This is a genomic window from Pseudomonas sp. G3-39 (genome assembly GCF_054790485.1).
The window spans coordinates 5,587,883-5,610,941 of record NZ_CP186497.1; the positions used below are offsets into that span (position 1 = coordinate 5,587,883).

General features: G+C 61.4%; 21 protein-coding genes. 14 read left to right on the forward strand and 7 right to left on the reverse strand.

The features are described 5' to 3' along the window. Window positions 1-95 precede the first annotated feature (95 nt). A complete protein-coding gene (locus ACOYXG_RS25275; RefSeq protein ID WP_460354612.1) occupies window positions 96-950 on the reverse strand; it encodes a sulfurtransferase in 855 nt (284 codons plus the stop codon). Between the two features lie 32 nt (window positions 951-982). After that, entirely contained in the window at window positions 983-1,654 is a 672-nt protein-coding gene (locus ACOYXG_RS25280; RefSeq protein WP_027610562.1) for a TetR/AcrR family transcriptional regulator, read from the reverse strand. A 145-nt stretch (window positions 1,655-1,799) separates the two neighbouring features. Here ACOYXG_RS25280 and ACOYXG_RS25285 point away from each other — a divergent pair, with 145 nt between their 5' ends. The 5 genes from ACOYXG_RS25285 to ACOYXG_RS25305 all read left to right on the forward strand — a co-directional run bounded on the left by ACOYXG_RS25285 (window position 1,800) and on the right by ACOYXG_RS25305 (window position 6,468). Continuing rightward, entirely contained in the window at window positions 1,800-3,230 is a 1,431-nt protein-coding gene (locus ACOYXG_RS25285) for a coniferyl aldehyde dehydrogenase (protein ID WP_226500893.1), read from the forward strand. A 28-nt stretch (window positions 3,231-3,258) separates the two neighbouring features. Beyond that, window positions 3,259-3,804: a twin-arginine translocation pathway signal protein gene (locus ACOYXG_RS25290; RefSeq protein ID WP_460354616.1), complete on the forward strand. Its 546-nt coding sequence runs from the start codon at window positions 3,259-3,261 to the stop codon at window positions 3,802-3,804. Between the two features lie 119 nt (window positions 3,805-3,923). Next, complete coding sequence (locus tag ACOYXG_RS25295) at window positions 3,924-5,519, forward strand: GMC family oxidoreductase (protein ID WP_460354619.1); 1,596 nt, start codon at window positions 3,924-3,926, stop codon at window positions 5,517-5,519. Between the two features lie 115 nt (window positions 5,520-5,634). Further along, the gene (gene coaD / locus ACOYXG_RS25300; protein ID WP_003229157.1) at window positions 5,635-6,114 is read left to right on the forward strand and encodes a pantetheine-phosphate adenylyltransferase; all 480 of its coding nucleotides are present in this window, start codon (window positions 5,635-5,637) and stop codon (window positions 6,112-6,114) included. A 102-nt stretch (window positions 6,115-6,216) separates the two neighbouring features. Next, window positions 6,217-6,468, forward strand: a complete 252-nt coding sequence (locus ACOYXG_RS25305; protein ID WP_003195146.1) for a YfhL family 4Fe-4S dicluster ferredoxin — start codon at window positions 6,217-6,219, stop codon at window positions 6,466-6,468. Window positions 6,469-6,600: 132 nt separating this feature from the next. Here ACOYXG_RS25305 and ACOYXG_RS25310 read toward each other — a convergent pair whose 3' ends face one another. The 3 genes from ACOYXG_RS25310 to ACOYXG_RS25320 form a co-directional block, all read right to left on the reverse strand. After that, on the reverse strand, window positions 6,601-6,924 hold the full coding sequence (locus tag ACOYXG_RS25310) for a multidrug transporter (protein ID WP_253150829.1): 324 nt from the start codon (window positions 6,922-6,924) through the stop codon (window positions 6,601-6,603). A 69-nt stretch (window positions 6,925-6,993) separates the two neighbouring features. Further along, the gene (gene mutM / locus ACOYXG_RS25315; RefSeq protein WP_003229159.1) at window positions 6,994-7,806 is read right to left on the reverse strand and encodes a bifunctional DNA-formamidopyrimidine glycosylase/DNA-(apurinic or apyrimidinic site) lyase; all 813 of its coding nucleotides are present in this window, start codon (window positions 7,804-7,806) and stop codon (window positions 6,994-6,996) included. Window positions 7,807-7,818: 12 nt separating this feature from the next. Further along, window positions 7,819-8,631 (reverse strand): HDOD domain-containing protein, encoded by an 813-nt coding sequence (locus ACOYXG_RS25320; protein WP_171061892.1) that lies wholly within the window; start codon window positions 8,629-8,631, stop codon window positions 7,819-7,821. A gap of 228 nt (window positions 8,632-8,859) precedes the next feature. Between ACOYXG_RS25320 and ACOYXG_RS25325 the strand changes: the two genes are divergently transcribed. The 6 genes from ACOYXG_RS25325 to ilvD all read left to right on the forward strand — a co-directional run bounded on the left by ACOYXG_RS25325 (window position 8,860) and on the right by ilvD (window position 16,676). Further along, window positions 8,860-9,399, forward strand: a complete 540-nt coding sequence (locus ACOYXG_RS25325; RefSeq protein WP_027610555.1) for a type 1 glutamine amidotransferase domain-containing protein — start codon at window positions 8,860-8,862, stop codon at window positions 9,397-9,399. A 270-nt stretch (window positions 9,400-9,669) separates the two neighbouring features. Further along, window positions 9,670-10,866, forward strand: coding sequence for a class I SAM-dependent rRNA methyltransferase (locus ACOYXG_RS25330; RefSeq protein ID WP_047596614.1), 1,197 nt, complete (start codon window positions 9,670-9,672; stop codon window positions 10,864-10,866). Between the two features lie 438 nt (window positions 10,867-11,304). Beyond that, window positions 11,305-12,378 (forward strand): SagB family peptide dehydrogenase, encoded by a 1,074-nt coding sequence (locus ACOYXG_RS25335; protein WP_460354626.1) that lies wholly within the window; start codon window positions 11,305-11,307, stop codon window positions 12,376-12,378. After that, complete coding sequence (locus ACOYXG_RS25340) at window positions 12,375-13,352, forward strand: diiron oxygenase (protein WP_346649896.1); 978 nt, start codon at window positions 12,375-12,377, stop codon at window positions 13,350-13,352. The genes ACOYXG_RS25335 and ACOYXG_RS25340 overlap by 4 nt, the downstream gene beginning before the upstream one ends. After that, the gene (locus ACOYXG_RS25345) at window positions 13,345-14,577 is read left to right on the forward strand and encodes an MFS transporter (RefSeq protein WP_460354630.1); all 1,233 of its coding nucleotides are present in this window, start codon (window positions 13,345-13,347) and stop codon (window positions 14,575-14,577) included. The genes ACOYXG_RS25340 and ACOYXG_RS25345 overlap by 8 nt, the downstream gene beginning before the upstream one ends. Window positions 14,578-14,834: 257 nt before the next feature. Further along, window positions 14,835-16,676, forward strand: a complete 1,842-nt coding sequence (gene ilvD / locus ACOYXG_RS25350; RefSeq protein WP_007964170.1) for a dihydroxy-acid dehydratase — start codon at window positions 14,835-14,837, stop codon at window positions 16,674-16,676. Window positions 16,677-16,894: 218 nt separating this feature from the next. On the opposite strand, the gene ACOYXG_RS25355 is transcribed toward ilvD, so the two are convergent. Then, on the reverse strand, window positions 16,895-17,950 hold the full coding sequence (locus tag ACOYXG_RS25355) for an HAD family hydrolase (protein WP_027610550.1): 1,056 nt from the start codon (window positions 17,948-17,950) through the stop codon (window positions 16,895-16,897). 241 nt (window positions 17,951-18,191) lie between these two features. On the opposite strand from ACOYXG_RS25355, the gene ACOYXG_RS25360 reads away from it, so the two are divergent. Continuing rightward, the gene (locus ACOYXG_RS25360; RefSeq protein WP_460354632.1) at window positions 18,192-19,583 is read left to right on the forward strand and encodes an L-cystine transporter; all 1,392 of its coding nucleotides are present in this window, start codon (window positions 18,192-18,194) and stop codon (window positions 19,581-19,583) included. 104 nt (window positions 19,584-19,687) lie between these two features. Here ACOYXG_RS25360 and ACOYXG_RS25365 read toward each other — a convergent pair whose 3' ends face one another. Further along, on the reverse strand, window positions 19,688-20,200 hold the full coding sequence (locus ACOYXG_RS25365; protein ID WP_097088936.1) for a dihydrofolate reductase: 513 nt from the start codon (window positions 20,198-20,200) through the stop codon (window positions 19,688-19,690). Between the two features lie 85 nt (window positions 20,201-20,285). Here ACOYXG_RS25365 and ACOYXG_RS25370 point away from each other — a divergent pair, with 85 nt between their 5' ends. Both ACOYXG_RS25370 and ACOYXG_RS25375 read left to right on the forward strand, forming a co-directional pair. Next, the gene (locus ACOYXG_RS25370) at window positions 20,286-21,659 is read left to right on the forward strand and encodes a DUF2868 domain-containing protein (RefSeq protein ID WP_460354636.1); all 1,374 of its coding nucleotides are present in this window, start codon (window positions 20,286-20,288) and stop codon (window positions 21,657-21,659) included. Next, window positions 21,652-23,028 (forward strand): GTPase/DUF3482 domain-containing protein, encoded by a 1,377-nt coding sequence (locus tag ACOYXG_RS25375; RefSeq protein ID WP_115988686.1) that lies wholly within the window; start codon window positions 21,652-21,654, stop codon window positions 23,026-23,028. The genes ACOYXG_RS25370 and ACOYXG_RS25375 overlap by 8 nt, the downstream gene beginning before the upstream one ends. Window positions 23,029-23,059 lie beyond the last annotated feature (31 nt).

Here is a 23,059-nt window from a genome sequence, read left to right on the forward strand (position 1 = left end):
GCTTGCTCGCGAAAGCGGTGTTTCAGCACACATCATGGTTGACTGACACACCGCTTTCGCGAGCAAGCCCGCTCCCACATTGGGGGCTGGTGACTTTATTCGCCCGTGGCGATGCCTCGGGAAGGCTCGTTGATCCACTCACTCCACGACCCGGCATACAGCGAACCCAGCGGATACCCCGCCAGGCACAACGCGAACAGGTTGTGGCACGCCGTCACCCCGGAGCCGCAGTAAGCGACCAGCTCCGAAGGCGAACGCTCGCCGAGTTTCGCAGCAAAGCGTTGCTTGAGCTGCTCTGCTGGCAGGAAGCGTCCGTCGCTGCCGAGGTTTTCGGTAAACGCTGCGCATTGCGCGCCGGGAATGTGCCCGGCAATCGGATCGATCGGCTCCACCTCACCCTTGAAGCGCGGCAAGGCCCGGGCGTCGAGCAACGTCAGCGCTGACTGGCCGAGGCGCTTGTGCAATTGCTCGGCGCTCAGCAGCAGCTTCATGTCCGGCTGACCACTGAAGTTGCCCCGGCTGACCGACGGCGCATCCAGACTCAGCGGCAGACCCGCCGCGTGCCAGGCCTTCAGCCCGCCGTCGAGAATGAACACGCCATCGCGCTTGCCCAGCCACGCCAGCAACCACCAGGCGCGAGCCGCATAGGCACCGGGGCCGTCGTCGTACAAAACCACATCGCTGTCGGCATTGATGCCCCAGGCCTGTAGGCGCTCGATCAATGCCGCCGGCTCGGGCAGCGGGTGGCGCCCGGTCACGCCTTTGACCACCTTGCCACTGAAGTCACGCTCAAGGTCGGCGAAACGGGCGCCGGCAATGTGCCCTTCGGCATAGCTGCGCTGCCCATAGTCCGGGTCGTCGAGGGCAAAACGACAATCGAGAATCACCAGCCCCGGCTGCTCCTTGCGGGCATCCAGTGCATTCGGGCTGAGCAGTTGCGCAATCGGCATAACGGACTCCTGTGAGCGATTTCGAAATGGGTTTAGCGCCCTTCCTCGAGGGCCTGGGCCAGCGGCACGTAGAACTCGTCGAACAAGGCATTCACCTCTTCGCGGGCCTGATCGGTGACGAATCCGGCTTCCAGCACCAGCACCTGATACACGCCACGCTTGATGGCCTGCTCGCTGAGGTGGTTGGAGTTTTCCCGGGTGGTGCACAGAAAGCGCACCCACGAGGTGAGGATGATCCAGGCATTGATCGTCAGGGATTCGATCTGCACCCGATCCATCTTGAGGATGCCGGCGGCGACGAAGCCCTCGTAGATCGCCATGCCCTGAATCACGCAGCGCTGAGAGAAACGCCGGTAGCGCGCGGCCAGGTCCGGGTCGCTGTCGAGCAGGTGTTCCAGATCCCGATGCAGAAAGCGGTAACCCCACATCGCCGACAGCAGCTCCTTGAGGTAATAGCGCTTGTCTTCGACGGTGGCGGCACGCCCTTGTGGCGGGCGCAGAAAGCTGTCCACAAGCGTCTCGTACTCACTGAACAGCACGGCGATGATCGCCTGCTTGTTCGGGAAGTGGTAGTACAGATTGCCCGGAGAAATCTCCATGTGGGCGGCAATGTGATTGGTGCTGATGCTGCGTTCGCCCTGCTGATTGAACAGTTCGAGGCTGTTCTGCACGATGCGCTCGCTGGTTTTTATTCGTGGGGCCATGGCTTGAGCTTTAATTCAGAGTGCGGTGAGGGGCATCTTACGACCTAACCGGAACTGGATAAAACAAAGCTGTGTCGGGAAGTCATTTGACTTTCTAGAGCATAGACTCTAGAAAGTCATCACTACAATAAATCCGGAGCCGACGATGACTGCCGACATTGCTTATCTGCAAACGCTGCAACAGCCCCTGGAAGAGCTGGATCGGCTGTTCGCGGCACAGCGCGCCGCCTATGCTGCCAACCCGATGCCACCGGCAGACCAGCGCCAGCAGTGGCTCAAGGCGTTGCGTGAGTTGCTCAGCAACGAGCGGCAGGCGCTGGTCGAGGCCATCAGCGCGGATTTCAGTCATCGCAGCGCCGATGAAACCCTGCTCGCCGAACTGATGCCCAGCCTGCACGGCATCCATTACGCCAGTCGTCACCTCAAGGGCTGGATGAAGTCGTCGCGACGCAAAGTCGGCATGGCCTTTCAGCCAGCGTCGGCGAAAGTCGTGTACCAGCCGCTTGGCGTGGTCGGCATCATCGTCCCGTGGAACTACCCGTTGTATCTGGCCATCGGCCCACTGGTCGGCGCGCTGGCAGCGGGCAACCGAGTGATGCTCAAGCTCAGCGAATCGACCCCGGCCACCGGCCAGTTGCTCAAGACCCTGCTGGGACGGATTTTCCCCGAAGATCTGGTCTGCGTGGTGCTGGGCGAGGCCGACATCGGCGTGGCGTTCTCCCGGCTGCGCTTTGATCACCTGCTGTTCACCGGCGCCACCAGCATCGGCAAACACGTGATGCGCGCTGCGGCGGAAAACCTGACTCCGGTGACTCTCGAACTGGGCGGCAAATCCCCGGCCATCGTTTCCCGCGACGTGCCGCTCAAGGACGCCGCCGAACGCATCGCCTTCGGTAAAACCCTGAATGCCGGCCAGACCTGCGTCGCCCCCGATTACGTGCTGGTGCCGCAAGACCGCGTCGGCGCGTTCGTCGAAGCCTATCGCCAGGTGGTGAACAATTTCTATCCGACCCTCGCCGACAACCCGGACTACACCGCGATCATCAACGAGCGCCAACTGGCACGGCTCAACGGTTATGTCAGCGACGCCACGAGCAAGGGCGCGCTGCTGATCCCGCTGTTCGAACAGGGCCAGGGCCGGCGCATGCCGCACAGCCTGCTGCTCAATGTCACTGACGAGATGACCGTGATGCAGGACGAAATCTTCGGCCCGTTGCTGCCGATCGTGCCTTATCAGGATCTGGATCAGGCGTTTGCTTACATCAATCAGCGCCCGCGTCCTCTGGCGCTTTACTACTTTGGCTACGACAAGCGCGAACAGAACCGCGTGCTGCACGAGACCCACTCCGGCGGCGTGTGCCTGAACGACACCCTGCTGCACGTGGCGCAGGACGACATGCCGTTCGGCGGCATCGGCCCGTCGGGCATGGGCCACTATCACGGCCACGAAGGCTTCCTGACCTTCAGCAAGGCCAAGGGTGTGCTGATCAAACAGCGCTTCAATGCAGCGAAGCTGATTTATCCGCCCTACGGCAAATCGATTCAGAAACTGATCCAGAAGCTGTTCATCCGCTAATCGTCGTCACCGCCGGGTAATAACAACAATGCACCCAAGCCTGACCGAAACACCTGCCCTGTCGCGCCGTGGCCTGCTGAAGTTCAGCCTCGGCGCCACGGCTTTTCTCGCCACCGCCGGCCTCGGCGCCAGCCTCAGTGGCTGCTCATCGAGTGTCGCGGCCAACGGCTTCGTCACTTTGCGCGACGGCGACCTGCTGTTTCTGCGCGCACTGATTCCGGTGATGCTCGAAGGCGCCGTGGCGAGCGAAAAAATGCCCGGTGCCATCGATGGCACCCTCAAGTCGCTGGATTACAGCCTCGATCACCTGTCGCCGGAAATGCTCAAACTCACCCGGCAATTGTTCGATGTGCTCGGCATGACCGTCACCCGCGGTCCGCTCACCGGGATCTGGGGCAGTTGGGAAAACGCCAGCCCAGAGGCCATGCGCCACTTCCTCGAGCGCTGGCAGAACAGTTTATTGAGCCTGCTGCGCATGGGCCACAGCTCATTGCAGCAGATGGTGATGATGGCCTGGTACACCCGCGCCGAGTCCTGGGGCCATTGCGGCTACCCCGGCCCGCCTACTGTTTGAAACCGAGTCGCGCCCTTCGCGAGCAGGCTCGCTCCCACAGGGGGCTGCGGTGCAAATGTGGGAGCGAGCCTGCTCGCGAGGAGGCCCGCAAGAACAACAAAAACAAGAGAACCTGATCGATGCCCGTACCCGACCCGTTCCGCGAAGGCCTCGCCCGTGGCTGGAAAACCTACAACGGCGCCCAGCTGACCGGCGACCTGACGCTGCAAGCCGATGTGGCGATCATCGGCAGCGGTGCCGGTGGCGGCACCACGGCAGAAATCCTCAGCGCCGCCGGTTACAAAGTGCTGCTGATCGAAGAAGGCCCGCTCAAGACCAGTTCCGACTTCAAAATGCTCGAAGACCAGGCCTACAGCAGCCTCTATCAGGAAGGCATCGGCCGCATGAGCAAGGACGGCGCGATCACCATCCTCCAGGGCCGTGCGGTGGGCGGCACCACGCTGATCAACTGGACCTCGAGTTTCCGCACGCCCGAGCCGACCCTCGAGCACTGGGCCAAGGAGCACAACGTCAAAGGCCACAGCCCGGCCGAGATGGCGCCGTGGTTCGAAAAAATGGAACAGCGTCTTGGCGTCGCGCCGTGGATGGTCCCGCCCAACGCCAACAACGACGTGATCCGCAAGGGCTGCGAACAGCTCGGCTACAGCTGGCACGTGATCCCGCGCAACGTGCGTGGCTGCTGGAACATCGGCTACTGCGGCATGGGCTGCCCGACCAACGCCAAGCAGTCGATGCTGGTCACGACCATCCCGGCGACGCTGGAAAAGGGCGGCGAGTTGCTGTACCTGGCCCGCGCGGAAAAACTGCTGATCAGTGGCGACAAGATCACTGGCCTGCAATGCGTGGCGATGGACGAGCGTTGCGTCGCGCCGACCGGCCATACCATCACGGTCAAGGCCCGGCATTACGTGCTGGCCGGCGGTGGCATCAACAGCCCGGCACTGCTGCTGCGCTCGGATGCACCGGATCCGCATCAGCGCCTCGGCAAACGCACGTTCCTGCATCTGGTGAACATGTCCGCCGGGCGTTTCGACGAAGTGATCAATCCGTTCTACGGCGCGCCGCAGTCGATCTACTCGGATCATTTCCAGTGGAAGGACGGCACCAGTGGGCCGATGGGCTACAAACTCGAAGTGCCACCGCTGCAACCGGCGCTGGCCGCGACCTTGCTCGGCGGCTTCGGCCAGCAGAACGCCGAACACATGGCTGACCTGCCGCACACCCACGCGATGCTCGCGTTGCTGCGCGACGGTTTCCACCCGGACAGCCCCGGCGGCAGTGTCGAACTGCGCGGTGATGGCTCGCCGGTGCTCGACTATCAAGTCTCGCCTTATGCCTGGGAGGGCCTGCGCCGCGCCTTTCACAGCATGGCCGAGATCCAGTTTGCCGGCGGCGCCAAAACCGTGATGCCGATGCACGCCAATGCGCGCTACGTGAACACCCTGGCCGAGGCGCGCAAATTGATCGACGGTCTGAGCCTTGAGCTCTATCGCACGCGGCTGGGCAGTGCCCACGTGATGGGCGGTTGCGCAATGGGTGAAGACCCGAAAAACGCAGTCACCGACAGCCTTGGCCGGCATCATCAACTGAGCAATCTGTCGATTCACGACGGCTCGCTGTTCCCCACCAGCATTGGCGCCAACCCGCAATTGTCGGTGTATGGGCTGACAGCACAATTGGCGACTGCCCTCGCCGATCGGCTGAGAAATCCGTGAAAAAACCGGTTTATCGCGTCGTCTATAGTGCTTTCTTACCCAACAGGCGACTTGGCCGACCGGGACGGCTGCGATACCATCCGACTCCCCAACGGACTCCCGCCAGGACGACGCGATGAACCGAGTGTTGTACCCAGGTACCTTCGACCCTATTACCAAAGGGCATGGCGATCTGGTCGAACGCGCCTCGCGCCTGTTCGATCACGTGATCATTGCGGTCGCCGCCAGCCCGAAGAAAAACCCGCTGTTCCCGCTGGAACAACGGGTTGAGCTGGCTCGCGAGGTCACCAAACACCTGCCCAACGTCGAAGTGGTCGGCTTCTCGACGCTGCTGGCGCATTTCGCCAAGGAACAGAACGCCAATGTGTTCCTGCGTGGCCTGCGTGCGGTGTCGGACTTCGAATACGAATTCCAGCTGGCCAACATGAACCGCCAGTTGGCCCCGGACGTCGAGAGTCTGTTTCTCACCCCGTCCGAGCGTTATTCGTTCATTTCCTCGACGCTGGTGCGGGAAATCGCCGCGCTGGGCGGCGATATCAGCAAGTTCGTGCACCCGGCCGTGGCCGATGCCCTGACCCTGCGCTTCAAGAAGTAACGACCGTTCAAACGGCGCCCGCGTGCACTGCGGGCGCCAATGCGGCACAATTGCGCGCATTGATTTATTGCGCCCGGGCCTGCCGCCCCGGCTGGAGTTAGCATGTCCCTGATCATCACCGACGATTGCATCAACTGCGACGTCTGCGAACCCGAGTGCCCGAACGCCGCGATTTCCCAAGGCGAAGAGATCTACGTGATCGACCCGAACCTGTGCACCCAGTGCGTCGGCCACTACGACGAGCCGCAGTGCCAGCAGGTCTGCCCGGTGGATTGCATTCCGCTGGACGAGGCGCATCCTGAGACTGAAGAACAGTTGATGGAGAAGTACCGCAAGATCACCGGCAAGGCCTGATCTGAACGTTTTGTAGCGCTCTTCCGGGCCCTTTCGCGAGCAAGCCCGCTCCCACAGTTGGAACGCATTTCACTGTGGGAGCGGGCTTGCTCGCAAAAGGGCCATCAGCAACAGCGCAAAACCCTGATCAGCTCACTCGCGCTGCTCAAACCCTTCCCCAATACACCCCAGACACCGCATAAACGCCGCTTTCGCCGGATCCCCCACCAACGCCTGCCCCGCATCGCCCACCCCGCCACCCAGCGCGGTAAACGGCAATGACACTACAAACACCCCCGCACCCAGCACCGTTGCCACCACCAATAAAGGTCGGGCAATCAGCAAATCGCCAATCATGGCGTAGGCGGGAGGGTTCTGGATGGTGTAGCGCGGATCACCGCTGCCGTGCTCCGCGGCCTGAACGGCCAGGCTGGAACACAGCAGCAGTGCGGCAAACAGGACTTGCAAGGACTTCATGGCACGATCCTTCGGGCTGAACTGTGAGATCACTCACTATAGACCGTAGGACTTTTTCAGATTTTTGCCTCAGGTCTGGCAACGTGGGCAGAACACACTGGCCCGTTGCCCCAGCTTCACTTCCCGCAGGCCAGTACCGCAGACCTTGCAGTGCTCACCGCCACGGCCATAAACGAACAGCTCCTGCTGGAAGTACCCCGGCTGCCCGTCACCGCCGATGAAATCACGCAACGTGGTGCCGCCGCGCTCGATGGCCGCGGCGAGGATGCGTTTGATCTCGATCGCCAGCTTCAGATACCGCGCGCGGGAGATGCTCTTGGCTTCGCGGCGCGGATCGATCCCGGCGGCGAACAGCGCTTCGGTCGCGTAAATATTGCCGACGCCTACCACCACCGCGTTGTCCATGATGAACGGCTTCACCGCCATCGAACGCCCACGCGACAGCTGGAACAGGCGCTCGCCGTCGAACAGATCGGTCAACGGCTCCGGCCCGAGGCGAATCAGCAGTTCGTGATTGAGCGGATCGGTACTCCACAGCATCGCACCGAAGCGGCGCGGATCGGTGTAGCGCAACGCCAGACCGGATTCCAGTTCGATATCGACGTGCTCATGCTTGAGCGCCGGCAACCCGACTTCGACCAGCCGCAAGTTGCCCGACATGCCCAGGTGGCTGATCAACGTGCCGACTTCGGCATTGATCAACAGATACTTGGCCCGCCGCTCGACCAGCACGATGCGCTGCCCGGACAGGCGCACATCGAGGTCTTCGGGGATCGGCCAGCGCAGCCGGCGATCCCGCACGATCACCCGGCTGACGCGCTGGCCTTCCAGGTGCGGAGCAATGCCCCGGCGGGTGGTTTCGACTTCCGGCAATTCAGGCATGGCGTTCTCGAATCAATGCGCGCCGAGGTCGCGGATCGTCTGTTTGAGGGTTTCGAAATCGTAGTCCGACAGGCCCACGTAATCGAGAATCAGCGGGCCGATGCTGTTCCACTCGTGGTCTTCGGTCTGGTTGCCCAGCACCCGATAAGACGCACAGATGTGCTCGGCCATCTTCAGGATCGCCAGCAGATTCTTCATCTGGCTGTTGCGCGAGGATTCGTCGCTGAAGATCGCCAGCGCATTGTGGTGATTGGCGATCGCCGTGCTGACGTGTTCCGGCAGGCGCCACGACTTGGCGGTGTAGTAGCCGACCACGGCGTGGTTGGTATTGAACTCGGCGTTCTCGGTGTCCACCACCCGGCATTCGGCGCTGGCATTGGCGTAAGCCTTTTCCAGTACCGACATGTAGTTGGGGAAGCGCTGCAGCATCAACGGCACGCCGCAGTCGTGGAACAGCCCCAAGGCATAAGCTTCGTCGCCGGCCTGGGTGCCGATGCGCTTGGCCAGGGTCAGGCAGGTCATCGCCACGTCCTGGGCGGTGTCCCAGAAACGGTTGAGGGTGACGATGGTGTCATCGTTCATCTCGCCCTTGATCGACTGCGCGTTGATCAGGTTGATGATCGAACGGCTGCCCAACAGATTCACCGCACGCTGGATCGAAGTGATCTTGTTGCTCAGGCCGTAATACGGCGAGTTGACGATTTTCAGCAGAGAACCGGACAGGCCTGGGTCCTGGGCGATCAGCTTGGCGATCACCTCCAGGTCCGGGTCAGGCATGTACTGCTCCATCTGCAGATCCACCATGATCTGCGGCTGCGCCGGCACGCTGATGCCTTGCAGGGATTGTTGAATCTGTTCGGTGGTCAGCTCTTGGGACATAAGTACACACTCTGGGACAGGCGGCGATTCTAACCTCTAAAAACCGCGGGACGACACACCAGTGGGCAATTGTCAGGAACTTTCATTCACGCTCAGGCTTCGGACTTTGTAAGGCCGACCGGACAATCAAGCACCGGCTCGGCGGTAATTTCCCGCAGACTCAGGAGCTTATCGATGGCTACTTCCCTCACTGGCAAACGCGTCGCCATTTTAGTAACAGACGGTTTCGAACAGGTCGAACTGACCGGGCCCAAGCAAGCACTGGAGCAGGCCGGCGCCCAGGTCGACATCCTTTCGGCCGAGGCCGGCAAGGTCAAAGGCTGGAACCACGACAAACCGGCGGATGACTTCAAGGTCGATCAGACCTTTCAAGGCGCCAGCAGCGAGCAGTACGACGCGATCGTCCTGCCGGGTGGCGTGCAGAACTCCGACACCATTCGCATCGATCAGGATGCCCAGCATCTGGTCAAGACCGGCGCCTCCGCCGGCAAACCGATTGCAGTGATCTGCCATGGCGGCTGGCTGCTGATTTCCGCCGGGCTGGTCAATGGCAAGACCATGACCAGTTTCAAGACACTCAAGGATGACCTGGTCAATGCCGGGGCCAACTGGGTCGACAAGGAAGTGGTCAAGGACGGTCATCTGATCAGCAGCCGTCAGCCGGATGATATTCCGGCGTTCAACAAGGAGTTGATCGACGCGCTGTCGGCCTGATCTGTGGGCTTGTGAGTTTATGTGGTGAGGGGATTTATCTGTGGCGAGGGGATTTATCCCCGATGGACAGCGCAGCTGTCCCAAATCGATTCACGCGGTCGGTCAGACAACTGCGTTGGGGTTTGCGGCTGCTACGCAGCCGATCGGGGATAAATCCCCTCGCCACAGATAAATTCCTTCATCACTGATTCCCCTTGCCACATGTCCACTCACCAGCCAATCAGGCCGAGCAACACGGTATACTCCCGCTCTTTTTTCCGGAGCGACGTCATGTCCCTGCCTAGCCTGCGCCTCAAAGCCAACGCCGACCGTCGCCTGCGCAACGGCCACTTGTGGGTCTACAGCAACGAAATCGATGTGGCCGCCACGCCACTGCACGGCTTCAAGGCCGGCGATCAGGCGATCCTCGAAGCCGCCGGCGGCAAGCCGCTGGGCATCGTCGCGATGAGCCCGAACAACTTGATCTGCGCGCGCCTGTTGTCGCGCGACATCAAGCTGGCGCTGGACAAGTCGCTGCTGGTGCACCGCCTGAACGTGGCCCTGTCGCTGCGCGAGCGCCTGTTCGACAAGCCGTTCTACCGCCTGGTCTACGGCGACTCCGACCTGCTGCCGGGTCTGGTGGTCGACCGTTTCGGCGACATCCTCGTGGTGCAGATCGCCTCGGCGACCATGGAAGCGCATAAAGATGACGTGATCGCTGCACTGACCCAAGTGCTCAAGCCAAGCGGCATTCTGTTCAAGAACGATTCTGCCGCCCGTGACGCCGAAGGCCTCAACCGCTACGTCGAAACCGTGTTCGGTCTGGTGCCGGAGTGGGTGGCCCTGGAAGAGAACGGCGTGAAATTCGAAGCGCCGGTCATTGGTGGCCAGAAAACCGGCTGGTTCTACGACCACCGCATGAACCGCGCCCGCCTCGCCCCTTACGCCAAAGGCAAACGCGTCCTCGACCTCTATAGCTACATCGGTGGCTGGGGCGTGCAGGCTGCGGCGTTCGGCGCCAGCGAAGTGTTCTGCGTCGACGCGTCGGGCTTCGCCCTCGACGGCGTCGAGCGTAACGCCGCGCTGAACGGCTTCGCCGACAAGATGACCTGCATCGAAGGCGACGTCTTCGAAGCGTTGAAGGAACTCAAGGCCAGCGAAGAACGTTTCGACGTGATCGTTGCCGACCCGCCAGCGTTCATCAAGCGCAAGAAAGACATGAAGAACGGTGAAGGCGCCTACCGTCGTCTGAACGAGCAAGCCATGCGCCTGCTGACCAAGGACGGCATTCTGGTCAGCGCTTCGTGCTCCATGCACCTGCCAGAGGACGATCTGCAGAACATCCTGCTGACCAGCGCCCGTCACCTGGACCGCAACATCCAGATGCTCGAGCGCGGCGGTCAGGGCCCGGACCACCCGGTACACCCGGCCATCGCCGAGACTCGCTACATCAAGAGCATCACCTGCCGCCTGCTGCCTAACAGCTGATCGGCCCATGAAACGGGGAGCCTGCGGGCTTCCCGTTGGCTTTACGGCGATGCAATGTCGTCGAATTTCTTCCTCTTTCCTACAACTAACTTCCTACATGCATGCAGGACATTTCCCTGCGCATTACATTTCAACATCTAATACTTACAAGTTTGCCCTTGCAGCACGCCCACTCCGACAAAATTAATAGAAATTTCCTACCCAAGTATCACTTGCCAATAATTCATTACAACCTATTATTAAGTTGTCACCACGACGGTGACATTCACTCTCAATGAACAAGGAGTTCATACTTATGAAAGCAATTACTCTGGAAACCAACCAAATCGCAAACCTGGCCTTCCTGGTTGCACCTAAAGCCCGCTAAGTGAGCCAGAACGCTGGGGAGTGCCGGCACCCCAGCGTTCTTCCGACCCGTTCCAGAGCGATGAACACAACATGCATATCAATCCCTATTTATTCATATTGCCGCGCACGCCCGGACAAATAGTCTGGAACTATAAAGACCACACCCAACATGAACTTGACCTGACTTACTCTTGTCGACTTTCACAACTTATCAATAACCCGGAACAGTTCGACAGACGCAACATAATAGACTCACAACTTCTGAACGCGGGCATATTAACCGTTGCAAAAATAGACAGTCCGCCATGGGGCTGGGATGAATTGTCGAAGATTTATCATATCGGCACCCAGAACATTCCCTGCGAACAGATACCCCAGAATATTCAAGAGTGGTCCAGGCAATACCTGAACCATTGCAGCGCCGTGCTGACCACACCGGCACCCGCGCAAGATCGCCCGATCCATCAAGACAAACCTCTGATCACCCTGCCCGCCTCTGCGGCCCTGACCGTTGCCAGCTTGGGCAATGTCCTGCGCCTGAGAAAAACCTGCCGCTCTTTCACTGGCGCAGCGATCACCCTCAATGACGTCGGTACACTGCTGTACCTCTCGCTGGGCTTTCTTCGCCATCGCGACAATGACCGCGACGAGAGCATCGCCGAAGGCCTCGGTGCCCGGCGCAGCAGCCCGTCGGGTGGAGGATTGAATGCCTGTGAAGGGTTTCTTCTGGCACGCAATATCGAGGGCCTGGAACCAGGTGTCTACGCCTATCACCCGGCAGAACACGCACTCAGCCGGGTCAATCCTTTGCCCGCCCCCGCGCTGGGTCATTTGCTGGCGGGTCAGCACTTCATCAATAACCTGCCGCTGGGTCTGTTTATCACCGCTCGTTTCGACAAGCTCTGGTGGAAGTATGAACACTCACGCGCCTATCGCATGGCGTTTGTCGAGGCGGGTCATCTGTCGCAAACCTTTCAACTGGTGGCCACAGCGCTGGGCCTGGGAACGTGGCTGACCGGGGCATTTGCCGACCGCCAGGTCGAAGCCCTGCTCAAACTCGAAGGCAGCGCTGAACAACCGTTGTTCTTTGTCGGCTGCGGCGCCAGCGACGGTCAGGCGATGTGTCAGGAAATGCGCGACCTGTTGCAGGAGACGCGCAAATGAGCACATCAACCGTGGATCAGCCCGAAGCGCCAGAGTCCTGGGCACTTCGATTCACCCTCGGCGACTGGAACAACCACGCTTCGGTACGCACCAGCCGGCACGACTACCAGTTGCCGGCAGACCTGCAGTTGCAACTGCAAACCCGCTTCTGGTTTCCGCCGGCATTCCTGCCGTATCTGTCCCACCCGGCGATCGAAGCCGCAGGCGGCAAGGTCATGCATCGGCTGGCTGCCAACCACCTGGTGCACTTTCTCGACTACACCACGCTGCTGGAACACCGCATCGTCAACCGCGCCGTGGAAACCATCGTCCACGGTGAGTTGCCCGCGCACATTCCGTCAAGGATGAAAACCGCCGCGCTGCAGCTCTATACCGACGAGGGTTATCACGCATTGTTCTCCCATCATCTGGCCGAACAGATCGCCGAACTGCATGGTTTCACCGGTCGTCCAAAGATGCCGCTGCGCATCACCCGCCTGACCGGTCAGATCGCCCGAACGCCGGAGAGCAAACGCCCGCTGGCATGGTTTCTGCTCGGCTTCGTCTCCGAAACCATCATTGCCCGGGAGTTGCTGGATGTGTGTCGGGAAACGCTGGTCAGCAGCGTGAACGACATGCTGCGCGACCACCTCGCGGATGAAGCGCGCCACAGCCGTTTTTTTTCCGAGGTCTTTCACTACCTCTGGTTGACCCTGAACAGCCGCCAGCGCGCCTTTGCGGCCAGAACCTTGCTGGAGACCCTGGCGACCTTCTTCGAAGTCGACGAGCAATGGCTGCACCAAAGCCTGCGCCGCGCCGGCATTGGCGAAGGTGCAATCAAGGAAATCCTCGACAGCCTGACCAACGAACAGGCCAGCCGCCAGCGTGCCCGATCCGGAGCGACGGCTACGCTTGCTGCACTCGAAAAAGCCGGATTCTTCGCGCTACCCAACAACCGCAAACTTTTCGCCAAGGCAGGACTGATCGATGCTTGAAGGAAGAACGGTGGTAACGACCCGACAACGACGCGGGGCGATCAGCCTGCTTTTGGCCATGGTGCTGCTGGGGGTGTTTCCGCTGGACGTCCTGCTGCCGTCGTTCCCGGCGCTGGCTGAACACTTCGCCAGCACTCCGACCGACATCGCCCTGTCGATCAGCCTGTTCGCGGTGGGCATCGCCTTTGCCCAACTGCTGATCGGGCCGTTGTCCGACGTCATCGGGCGCAAGGGTTTGTTGCTCGCCGGCATGGCTGTCTCGATCCTCGGCGCCATCGGCTGCGTAATGACCAGTGACTACATACTGTTCATGACTTTTCGCATCGTGCAGGCCATCGGTTGTGGCTGTTTCGTCCTGTCACAGGCGCTGGTGCAGGATCTGTTCGAGGGCGCAGAGCGCGATCGCCTGCGGATCCTGATGGTGACCGCCACCGGGATCTTCATCTCCATATCACCGCTGGCCGGAACCTTTCTGCAGGCGACCCTGGGCTGGCGTGGCAGCTTCTGGCTGTTCATCGCACTGGCGGCGGTGGTGTTGCTCAAGGCCTGGCTGTTTCTGGACGGCGGTCGGCCAGTCGCCAAGGGCACACCGCTCAACTTTCTCAGCGCCTATCGACGGGTGCTGGGGGATTTCGAGTTCGTCGGCTACTGGCTGATTTCGGCTTTCGCGTTCGCCTGCCACTTCTCGTTCATCGTCATTTCGCCGTTGATCTTCATGGATCAGTTACAGCTCTCAGCCTATGACTTCTCACTGATCCTGCTGATCTACGGTGCGGCGTATGTGACCGGCGGGATTGCCGCCACGCTGTTGAGCCGGCGCATCAGCTCTGCGCAACAGATCGTGGCCGGGTTGGGCCTGATTCTGCTGGCAGGGCTGGTGATGCTATTACTGTCGCAGTACTTCGCACTCTCGCCCGTCACGGTATTGATCCCGATGCTGATCTGCACCGCCGGCACCACCATTGCACGCCCGGCCGCCACCTCACGCGCCATGGGCCTGTTTCCGGAGAACGCCGGTACTTCGGCCTCGGCCGGTAGCACGATCATCTTCATTTGCGGCGGGTTGATCAGTGCGCTGATCAGCCTGAGTCCAGGCAACCTGCAGGCCACCCTCGGCTACTGTTTTGTCCTGCTCAGTTGCATCGCGCTGGCGCTGAACAAGCGGATCAGCCATCGCGCCAGCATTATCGAGAACGGCGCGGTCACGCCCTTCGGCAGCGATTGAGCCTGCCGGTCGTCATGCCATACGCACCGTCGGCACTGGAACAACACTTTGCGCCATTCCCTCCAGACGCCAGCGGTGTAGAATCGGCTGATTCATCGCCATTCATCCCCCGGCGGGTTTATGAGCTCAGGCTGAGGCAAGCGGCGATCCCGCAAAGTCATCGGCAACATCCAGGACACACGGCCATTTCTGAGTGTTCCAGACGTCAATAGAAGCTCACTCCCTTTTGATACCTGATTAGCCGCCCGGAGTGCTCCATGCCAGATTACCGCTCGAAAACATCCACCCACGGCCGCAACATGGCCGGCGCCCGCGCATTGTGGCGCGCCACCGGGATGAAAGATGACGACTTCAAGAAGCCGATCATCGCCATTGCCAACTCCTTCACCCAGTTCGTGCCGGGCCACGTGCACCTCAAAGACCTCGGTCAACTGGTTGCCCGGGAAATCGAACGCGCCGGTGGCGTAGCGAAAGAATTCAACACCATCGCCGTGGATGACGGCATCGCCATGGGTCACGACGGCATGCTCTATTCGCTGCCGAGCCGCGAGATCATCGCCGACTCTGTCGAATACATGGTCAACGCCCACTGTGCCGACGCCATCGTCTGCATCTCCAACTGCGACAAGATCACCCCGGGCATGTTGATGGCCGCTTTGCGCCTGAACATTCCGGTGATCTTCGTTTCCGGCGGCCCGATGGAAGCCGGCAAGACCAAACTCGCTTCCCACGGCCTCGACCTCGTCGACGCCATGGTGATCGCCGCCGACTCCAGCGCTTCTGACGAGAAGGTTGCCGAGTACGAGCGCAGCGCCTGCCCGACCTGCGGTTCGTGCTCCGGCATGTTCACCGCCAACTCGATGAACTGCCTGACTGAAGCCCTGGGCCTGGCACTGCCGGGCAACGGTTCGACCCTCGCGACCCACAGCGACCGCGAGCAGCTGTTCCTGCAGGCCGGCCGCACCATCGTCGAGCTGTGCAAGCGCTACTACGGCGAAAACGACGAGTCCGTGCTGCCGCGCAACATCGCCAACTTCAAGGCGTTCGAGAACGCGATGATGCTCGACATCGCCATGGGCGGTTCGACCAACACCATCCTGCACCTGCTGGCTGCCGCCCAGGAAGCCGAGATCGATTTCGACCTGCGCGACATCGACCGCCTCTCGCGCAGCGTGCCGCAACTGTGCAAAGTGGCGCCGAACATCCAGAAGTACCACATGGAAGACGTGCACCGCGCTGGCGGCATCTTCAGCATCCTCGGTTCCCTGGCCCGTGGCGGCCTGCTGCACACCGACCTGCCGACCGTGCACAGCCGCAGCATGGAAGAAGCCATCGCCAAGTGGGACATCACCCAGACCACCGATGAAGCCGTGCACCACTTCTTCAAGGCCGGCCCGGCGGGCATCCCGACCCAGACCGCGTTCAGCCAGTCGACCCGTTGGGAAACCCTGGATGACGACCGTGAAAACGGCTGTATCCGCAGCTTCGAACACGCCTATTCGAAAGAAGGCGGCCTGGCCGTGCTGTACGGCAACATCGCTCTCGACGGCTGCGTGGTGAAAACCGCCGGCGTCGACGAGTCGATCCACGTCTTCGAAGGCAACGCGAAGATCTTCGAAAGCCAGGACAGCGCGGTGCGCGGCATCCTCGCCGACGAAGTGAAGGAAGGCGACATCGTCATCATTCGCTACGAAGGCCCGAAAGGCGGCCCGGGCATGCAGGAAATGCTCTACCCGACCTCGTACCTGAAGTCCAAAGGTCTGGGCAAAGCCTGTGCGTTGCTCACCGACGGTCGTTTCTCTGGCGGTACTTCCGGCCTGTCGATCGGCCACGCTTCGCCAGAGGCTGCGGCCGGTGGCGCGATCGGTCTGGTGCAGGACGGCGACAAAGTGCTGATCGACATCCCGAACCGCTCGATCAACCTGTTGGTCAGCGATGAAGAACTGGCTGCACGCCGGGTCGAACAGGACAAGAAAGGCTGGAAACCGGTCGAGCAGCGTCCACGCAAAGTGACCACCGCCCTGAAGGCCTACGCCCTGCTGGCGACCAGCGCCGACAAGGGTGCGGTGCGTAACAAGGCGATGCTCGACGGGCTGTAAGTTTTAGCCGCCGAATAAAAATGCCCCGCCAAGTGCGGGGCATTTTTTTGCCTGATCCAAAAACAATGAAGATCAAAACTGTGGGAGCGGGCTTGCTCGCGAAAGCGGTCTACCGGTCAAAAAATCTCTCGCCTGACACTCCCTCTTCGCGAGCAAGCCCGCTCCCACAGGGGGCTGTCAGTGCATCCAGAATCTGCGCTCCCACAAGGATTGTGGGCTTACTGGATTTCCTCGGGTTTAACGATCACCCAGTTCTTGTCCGCCGTCACCGACAAACCTTCCTTGGCCTGCGCTGCCGCGTGCTTGGCCATCATGCCGTTGAGCTGGGTCATGTACTTGTCCTTGCGGTTGATCCACAAGTGAATACCGCCCTTGGCCACGTCGACATCGTGGAACAGCATGTAGCCATCACTGGTTGGGGTGTCGCCACCGACCAGAACCGGTTTTTTCCACTCGTCGATATAAGTCAGAATCGCCGCGTGTTTGCCGGCCATCCAGGTTGCCGGGGTCCACAGGTACGGGGTCAGTTCGAGGCCGAGGTTGGCCTTCTCGTCATACTTGCCGGCGGTAATCTGCTTGCGTGCGGTCGTCAGCTCGCCGGTTTCGCGGTTCTTCAGCAACGTGGTCACGCCGATCACGTTCTGCGGTTTGACGTTGTAACCGTACTTCGGATCGGCCGCGACCATGCGCACCAGTTCTTCGGAGGCGGCGGTCATCACGTAAACCTCGATGCCGTTCTCCATCAGCTTGTTGTACAGCTCGGCCTGGCCGGTGAAGACTTTCGGCGGCTGCACATCGATGTTCTTCACTACGTCGCCTTCGTAGTAAGTGGCCGGCACCGGTTTGCCCGACGCCATCAGCTCATCGACGTAGCCCTTGAGTTCCTTGAGAGTGAAGCCGGAGAACACCTGCGCTACCCACGGGTAGCAGACCATGTCGTCGACTTCGCACAGGCGATAGTAGTAACTGAACAGGCTTTCCTTATGGTCGGCGGTGTCCTTGAACGGCATCAGTTTCAGCGAGGGGTCGAGTTTGTCGCGGGTGATCAGGCCCTTGTTTTCCATGAACGGCAGCAACGACTCTTCAAGGTCGTATCGGTAGCTGGTGTTGTCCATGTCGAACACCGCGTAATTACCCTTGTTGGCATTGGCGGCGATCATCGCGTCGAGTGCCTTGGCCTGATCCGCCGGCCAGTGCTTCAGGTCGGTGGCGAATGCGTGAGCGGCCAAGCCCAATCCAAGAACCACAGCGAGCATTTTCGGTGCGAACTTCATCGGCGTTTTCTCCCTGACTGAAAGACATCGACGCTAACAAATAAGTGTGACAGTCCTCGTCTGTCAGCGACCGCTTACGTCTCCTCAACGCCAGTTGCATTGCCGAGAACGACAAGCGCTTATTCCAAAAACGACGGACAACCTGCGATTTCGGTATTAATTCATTGGAAATCAAACTGTTAGGCTTGCCGGTTCGCAGTTGCCCAAGAATGCGACTGGCACAAGTCTTATCGGAGTCTTCATGAATCTGCCGCTGATCCTCAATCTGCTGGTGTTCCTCGCCCTGCTCTTCGGTCTGGCGCAAACCCGCCACACGACGTGGAGCCTGGCGAAAAAAGTCCTGCTCGCGCTGGTGCTGGGCGTAGCCTTCGGTGTTGCCCTTCACACCGTTTACGGTGCCGGCAACCCGGTACTGAAAGCCTCGATCGGTTGGTTCGATCTGGTCGGCAACGGCTACGTGCAGTTGCTGCAAATGATCGTGATCCCGCTGGTGTTCGCTTCGATCCTCAGCGCGGTTGCGCGTCTGCACAACGCATCGTCGCTGGGCAAGATCAGCTTCCTGACCATCGGCACCCTGCTGTTCACCACCGCGATTGCGGCGCTGATCGGTATCGGCCTGACCAACCTGTTCGGCCTCACCGCCGAAGGCCTGGTCGCCGGCACGCAGGAAATGGCCCGCCTGCAAACCATCCAGACCGACTACGCCGGCAAGGTCGCCGCCCTGAATGTGCCGCAGCTGCTGCTGTCGTTCATTCCGCAGAACCCGTTCGCCGACCTGGCCCGCGCCAAGCCGACCTCGATCATCAGCGTGGTGATCTTCGCCGCGTTCCTCGGGGTCGCGGCGCTGCAACTGCTCAAGGATGATGCCGAGAAAGGTCAGAAAGTGATCAACGCCATCGACACCCTGCAAGCCTGGGTGATGCGTCTGGTGCGTCTGGTGATGAAGCTGACCCCGTACGGCGTGCTGGCGCTGATGACCAAAGTGGTCGCCGGTTCCAACCTGCAGGACATCATCAAGCTCGGCAGTTTCGTCGTGGTCTCGTACCTCGGCCTGGGCCTGATGTTTGTGGTGCATGGCCTGCTGGTGTCGGCGGCCGGGATCAACCCGCTGCGCTTCTTCCGCAAGATCTGGCCGGTGCTGACGTTCGCGTTCACCAGCCGCTCCAGCGCGGCGAGCATTCCGTTGAGCATCGAAGCGCAGACCCGTCGTCTGGGCATTCCGCAGTCGATCGCCAGTTTCGCCGCCTCGTTCGGTGCGACCATCGGCCAGAACGGTTGCGCCGGTCTGTACCCGGCGATGTTGGCGGTGATGGTTGCGCCAACGGTCGGCATCAACCCGCTGGATCCGCTGTGGATCGCGACACTGGTGGCGATTGTCACTCTGAGCTCGGCCGGTGTGGCCGGGGTCGGTGGCGGCGCGACGTTCGCGGCACTGATCGTGCTGCCGGCGATGGGCTTGCCGGTGTCACTGGTGGCGCTGCTGATTTCGGTTGAGCCGCTGATCGACATGGGTCGTACGGCGTTGAACGTAAGTGGTTCGATCACCGCCGGTGCGATTACCAGCCAAGTGATGCAGCAGACCGATAAAGCACTGCTGGATGCGGATGAGCATGCGGAGCTTGCTCAGGCTTAAATTCTTCTTTGCCTGACCTGCCCTCTTCGCGAGCAAGCCCGCTCCCACATTGGATCTGTGATCGACACAAATCCAATGTGGGAGCGGGCTTGCTCGCGAAGCTCTTAAGCTTTTTCCCAGACTTCGAAGTTGTACGCGGGCTTATCGCCCTCAGCCGGATTCGACACGTTCGACACCAGCTTCCACTGGTTCAGATCGAACTCCGGAAACCACGCATCGCCTTCCGGGCTCAGCGCCACTCGGGTCAGATACAGACGATCGGCCTGCGCCAGCCCTTGCGCATACAACTGCGCGCCGCCAATCAGCATCAACTCATCGACACCCTGCGCTTTCGCCCATTCCTCGGCGCGAACCACCGCGGCTTCCAGCGACGGATACACCTCCGCCCCTTCCAGCAGCAGATCCGGCTGACGGCTGACCACGATGTTCAAGCGGCCCGGCAGCGGACGGCCGAGGGAGTCCCAGGTCTTACGGCCCATGATGATCGGCTTGCCGAGGGTCGTGGCCTTGAAGTATTTGAAGTCCCCCGGCAGGTGCCAGGGCATGCTGTTGTCGACGCCGATCACGCGGTTTTCACCGAGGGCTGCGATCAGGCTGAGGGGGAGTGATTTAGTCATGCCGGCGAGGATACCAGAGCCTCGCTTGACCCGATAAGCGCCACAGCGGTTATGCTCACTGCTCAATCGAGCAACGGAATGGCGCGTGACTGAACTGACTCCACTGCAAAACCTCTGGCTGACTGAAACCATCCGCCTGCGCGAAGAACACGCAGGCCCCCTGGAAGATCTGGAAGCCAATCGTCTGGCCCGCGCGGCCGGCGGCGATCTGCCGGGCCGTATTCAGCGCCGCGCCGTGTGGCTGGCCGAGCGCGACGGGCTGAGCGCAGCACTCCAGCACTGGCTGCAAGGCGCGCGTCTGGCGCTGGTGCTGCTGGTGATTTTCGCGCTGCTGAGCGGCGCCGGTCTGGCCTTCGCCGCACTGAGCCAGTCACCGGTGAATGTGTTCTGGGCCTTGGGCAGCCTGCTCGGGTTGAACCTGATTCTGCTACTGAGCTGGGCACTGGGGCTGATCTTTGCCGGAGAACACGGCGCCACCCTCGGGCGCTTGTGGCTGTGGCTCAGTGAAAAACTCGCCCGCGATGCCAAAGCTGCGCAACTCGCGCCGGCCCTGCTGCTGATGTTGCAACGCAAAAAGCTCAATCGCTGGGTGCTCGGCACGTTGGTCAACGGCCTGTGGTTGCTGGCGATGCTCAGCGCCCTGCTGTTGCTGCTGACACTGATGGCGACTCGGCGCTACGGCTTCGTCTGGGAAACCACCATTCTCGGCGCCGACACCTTTATCAACCTGACCCAAGCCCTCGGCGCGCTGCCGGCGCTGCTCGGCTTCAACGTGCCGACTGTAGAGATGATCCGCGCCAGCGGCGGTGCAGCGCTGGATATCGAAAGTGCGCGCCAGGCCTGGGCAACCTGGCTGGTCGGCGTGCTGGTGGTCTACGGCGTGCTGCCGCGCCTGCTGCTGGCGCTGTTGTGTTTCTGGCGCTGGAGTCGCGGCAAAGCCGCGCTGACCCTGGACCTGAACCTGCCCGGTTACGCCCAGTTGCGTGAACGGCTGATGCCGACCAGCGAACGCCTCGGCATCAACGACGCCGCGCCTGCGCAGTTGCATCGGGTCGAAAGCAGCGTCAGCGAACACGCCAGCGACGGCGCTTTGCTGGTGGCCATCGAACTCGACGATCAGCGCCCATGGCCACCAGCCCTGCCGAAAACCGTGAGCAACGCCGGCATCCTCGACAGCCGCGAATCACGGCACAAACTGCTCGAACAGCTCAGCCGTTTCCCTCCGGCGCGCCTGCTGATCGCCTGCGATCCTCGGCGCTCGCCGGATCGCGGCAGCCTCGCGCTGATCGCCGAACTGGCGCGCAACGCCAACGCCACCCGGGTCTGGCTGCTGCAAGCACCGCCCGGCGAAGCGCTGGACAGTGCCCGTCTCGGCGACTGGCACGTTGCGCTGCAACAACTGGAGTTGCCGTTCGCCGATTGCGCGCCGATGAACTGGCTGGAGAGCGGTCATGACTGATGCCCGGAAAGCGCCGCTGAAACTCGCGGTGGTCGGCCACACCAACGTCGGCAAGACTTCGCTGCTACGCACCCTGACCCGCGACGTCGGCTTCGGCGAAGTCTCGCACCGGCCGAGCACCACTCGACATGTCGAGGGTGCGCGGTTGTCGGTGGACGGTGAGCCGCTGCTCGATCTCTACGACACGCCGGGGCTGGAAGACGCCATCGCCCTGCTGGATTTCCTTGAGCGTATGGAGCGCCCCGGCGAACGTCTCGACGGCCCGGCGCGACTGGCGCGGTTTCTCGACGGCAGCGAAGCACGTCAGCGTTTCGAACAGGAGGCGAAAGTCCTGCGACAGCTACTCGCGTCGGACGCCGGTCTGTATGTAATCGACGCCCGCGAACCGGTGCTGGCCAAGTATCGTGACGAACTCGAAGTGCTGGCCAGTTGCGGCAAGCCGCTGTTGCCGGTGCTGAATTTCGTCAGCAGCGCCAACCATCGCGAGCCGGACTGGCGCGAAGCGTTGGCGCGGCTCGGCCTGCATGCGTTGGTGCGGTTCGACAGCGTTGCGCCGCCGGAAGATGGCGAGCGGCGCCTGTACGAAAGCCTTGCGCTGTTGCTGGAAAACGCCCGTCCGCAACTGGAGCGCTTGATCGCCGATCAACAGGCCCAGCGCCTCGCCCGCCAGCAAAGTGCGGCGCGCTTGATCGCTGAGCTGCTGATCGATTGTGCAGCGTGCCGGCGCAGTGTGGTCAGCGAGGCCGAGCAGGAGCAGCAAGCGATCAGCGAACTGCGCAAAGCCGTGCGCCAGCGTGAACAGAAATGCGTCGAAGCGTTGCTCAAGCTCTATGCGTTTCGCCCGCAGGACGCGGCGGCCAGTGACTTGCCGCTGCTGGATGGGCGTTGGGGCGATGATCTGTTCAACCCGGAAACCCTGAAGCAACTCGGCGTGCGGGTGGGCGGCGGGATTGCGGCCGGTGCCGCTGCCGGGGCTGGCGTGGATCTGCTGGTCGGCGGCATTACCCTCGGTGCGGCGGCATTGGCCGGTGCGATTGCCGGTGGTGCACTGCAAACCGCGCGCAGTTATGGCAGCCGCCTGCTCGGCAAGATCAGGGGCCAGCGGGAGTTGACCGTGGATGACGGGGTGTTGCGGCTGCTGGCGTTGCGTCAGCGCCAACTGTTGCTGGCGCTAGATCAGCGCGGGCATGCGGCGATGGAGGCGGTTCAGGTCGCCACCCCGCAGGACAAGACCTGGCGCGAAGGCAAGTTGCCGGATGCGCTGAGCAAGGCGCGGGCGCATCCGCAGTGGTCTTCGCTCAATCCGCATGCGAAGTTGAATCAGGCGGAGCGGCAGGAGCAGATTGAGTTTCTGGCTGCAGATTTGTAGCGCCTGATCTGGCCCCTTCGCGAGCAGGCTC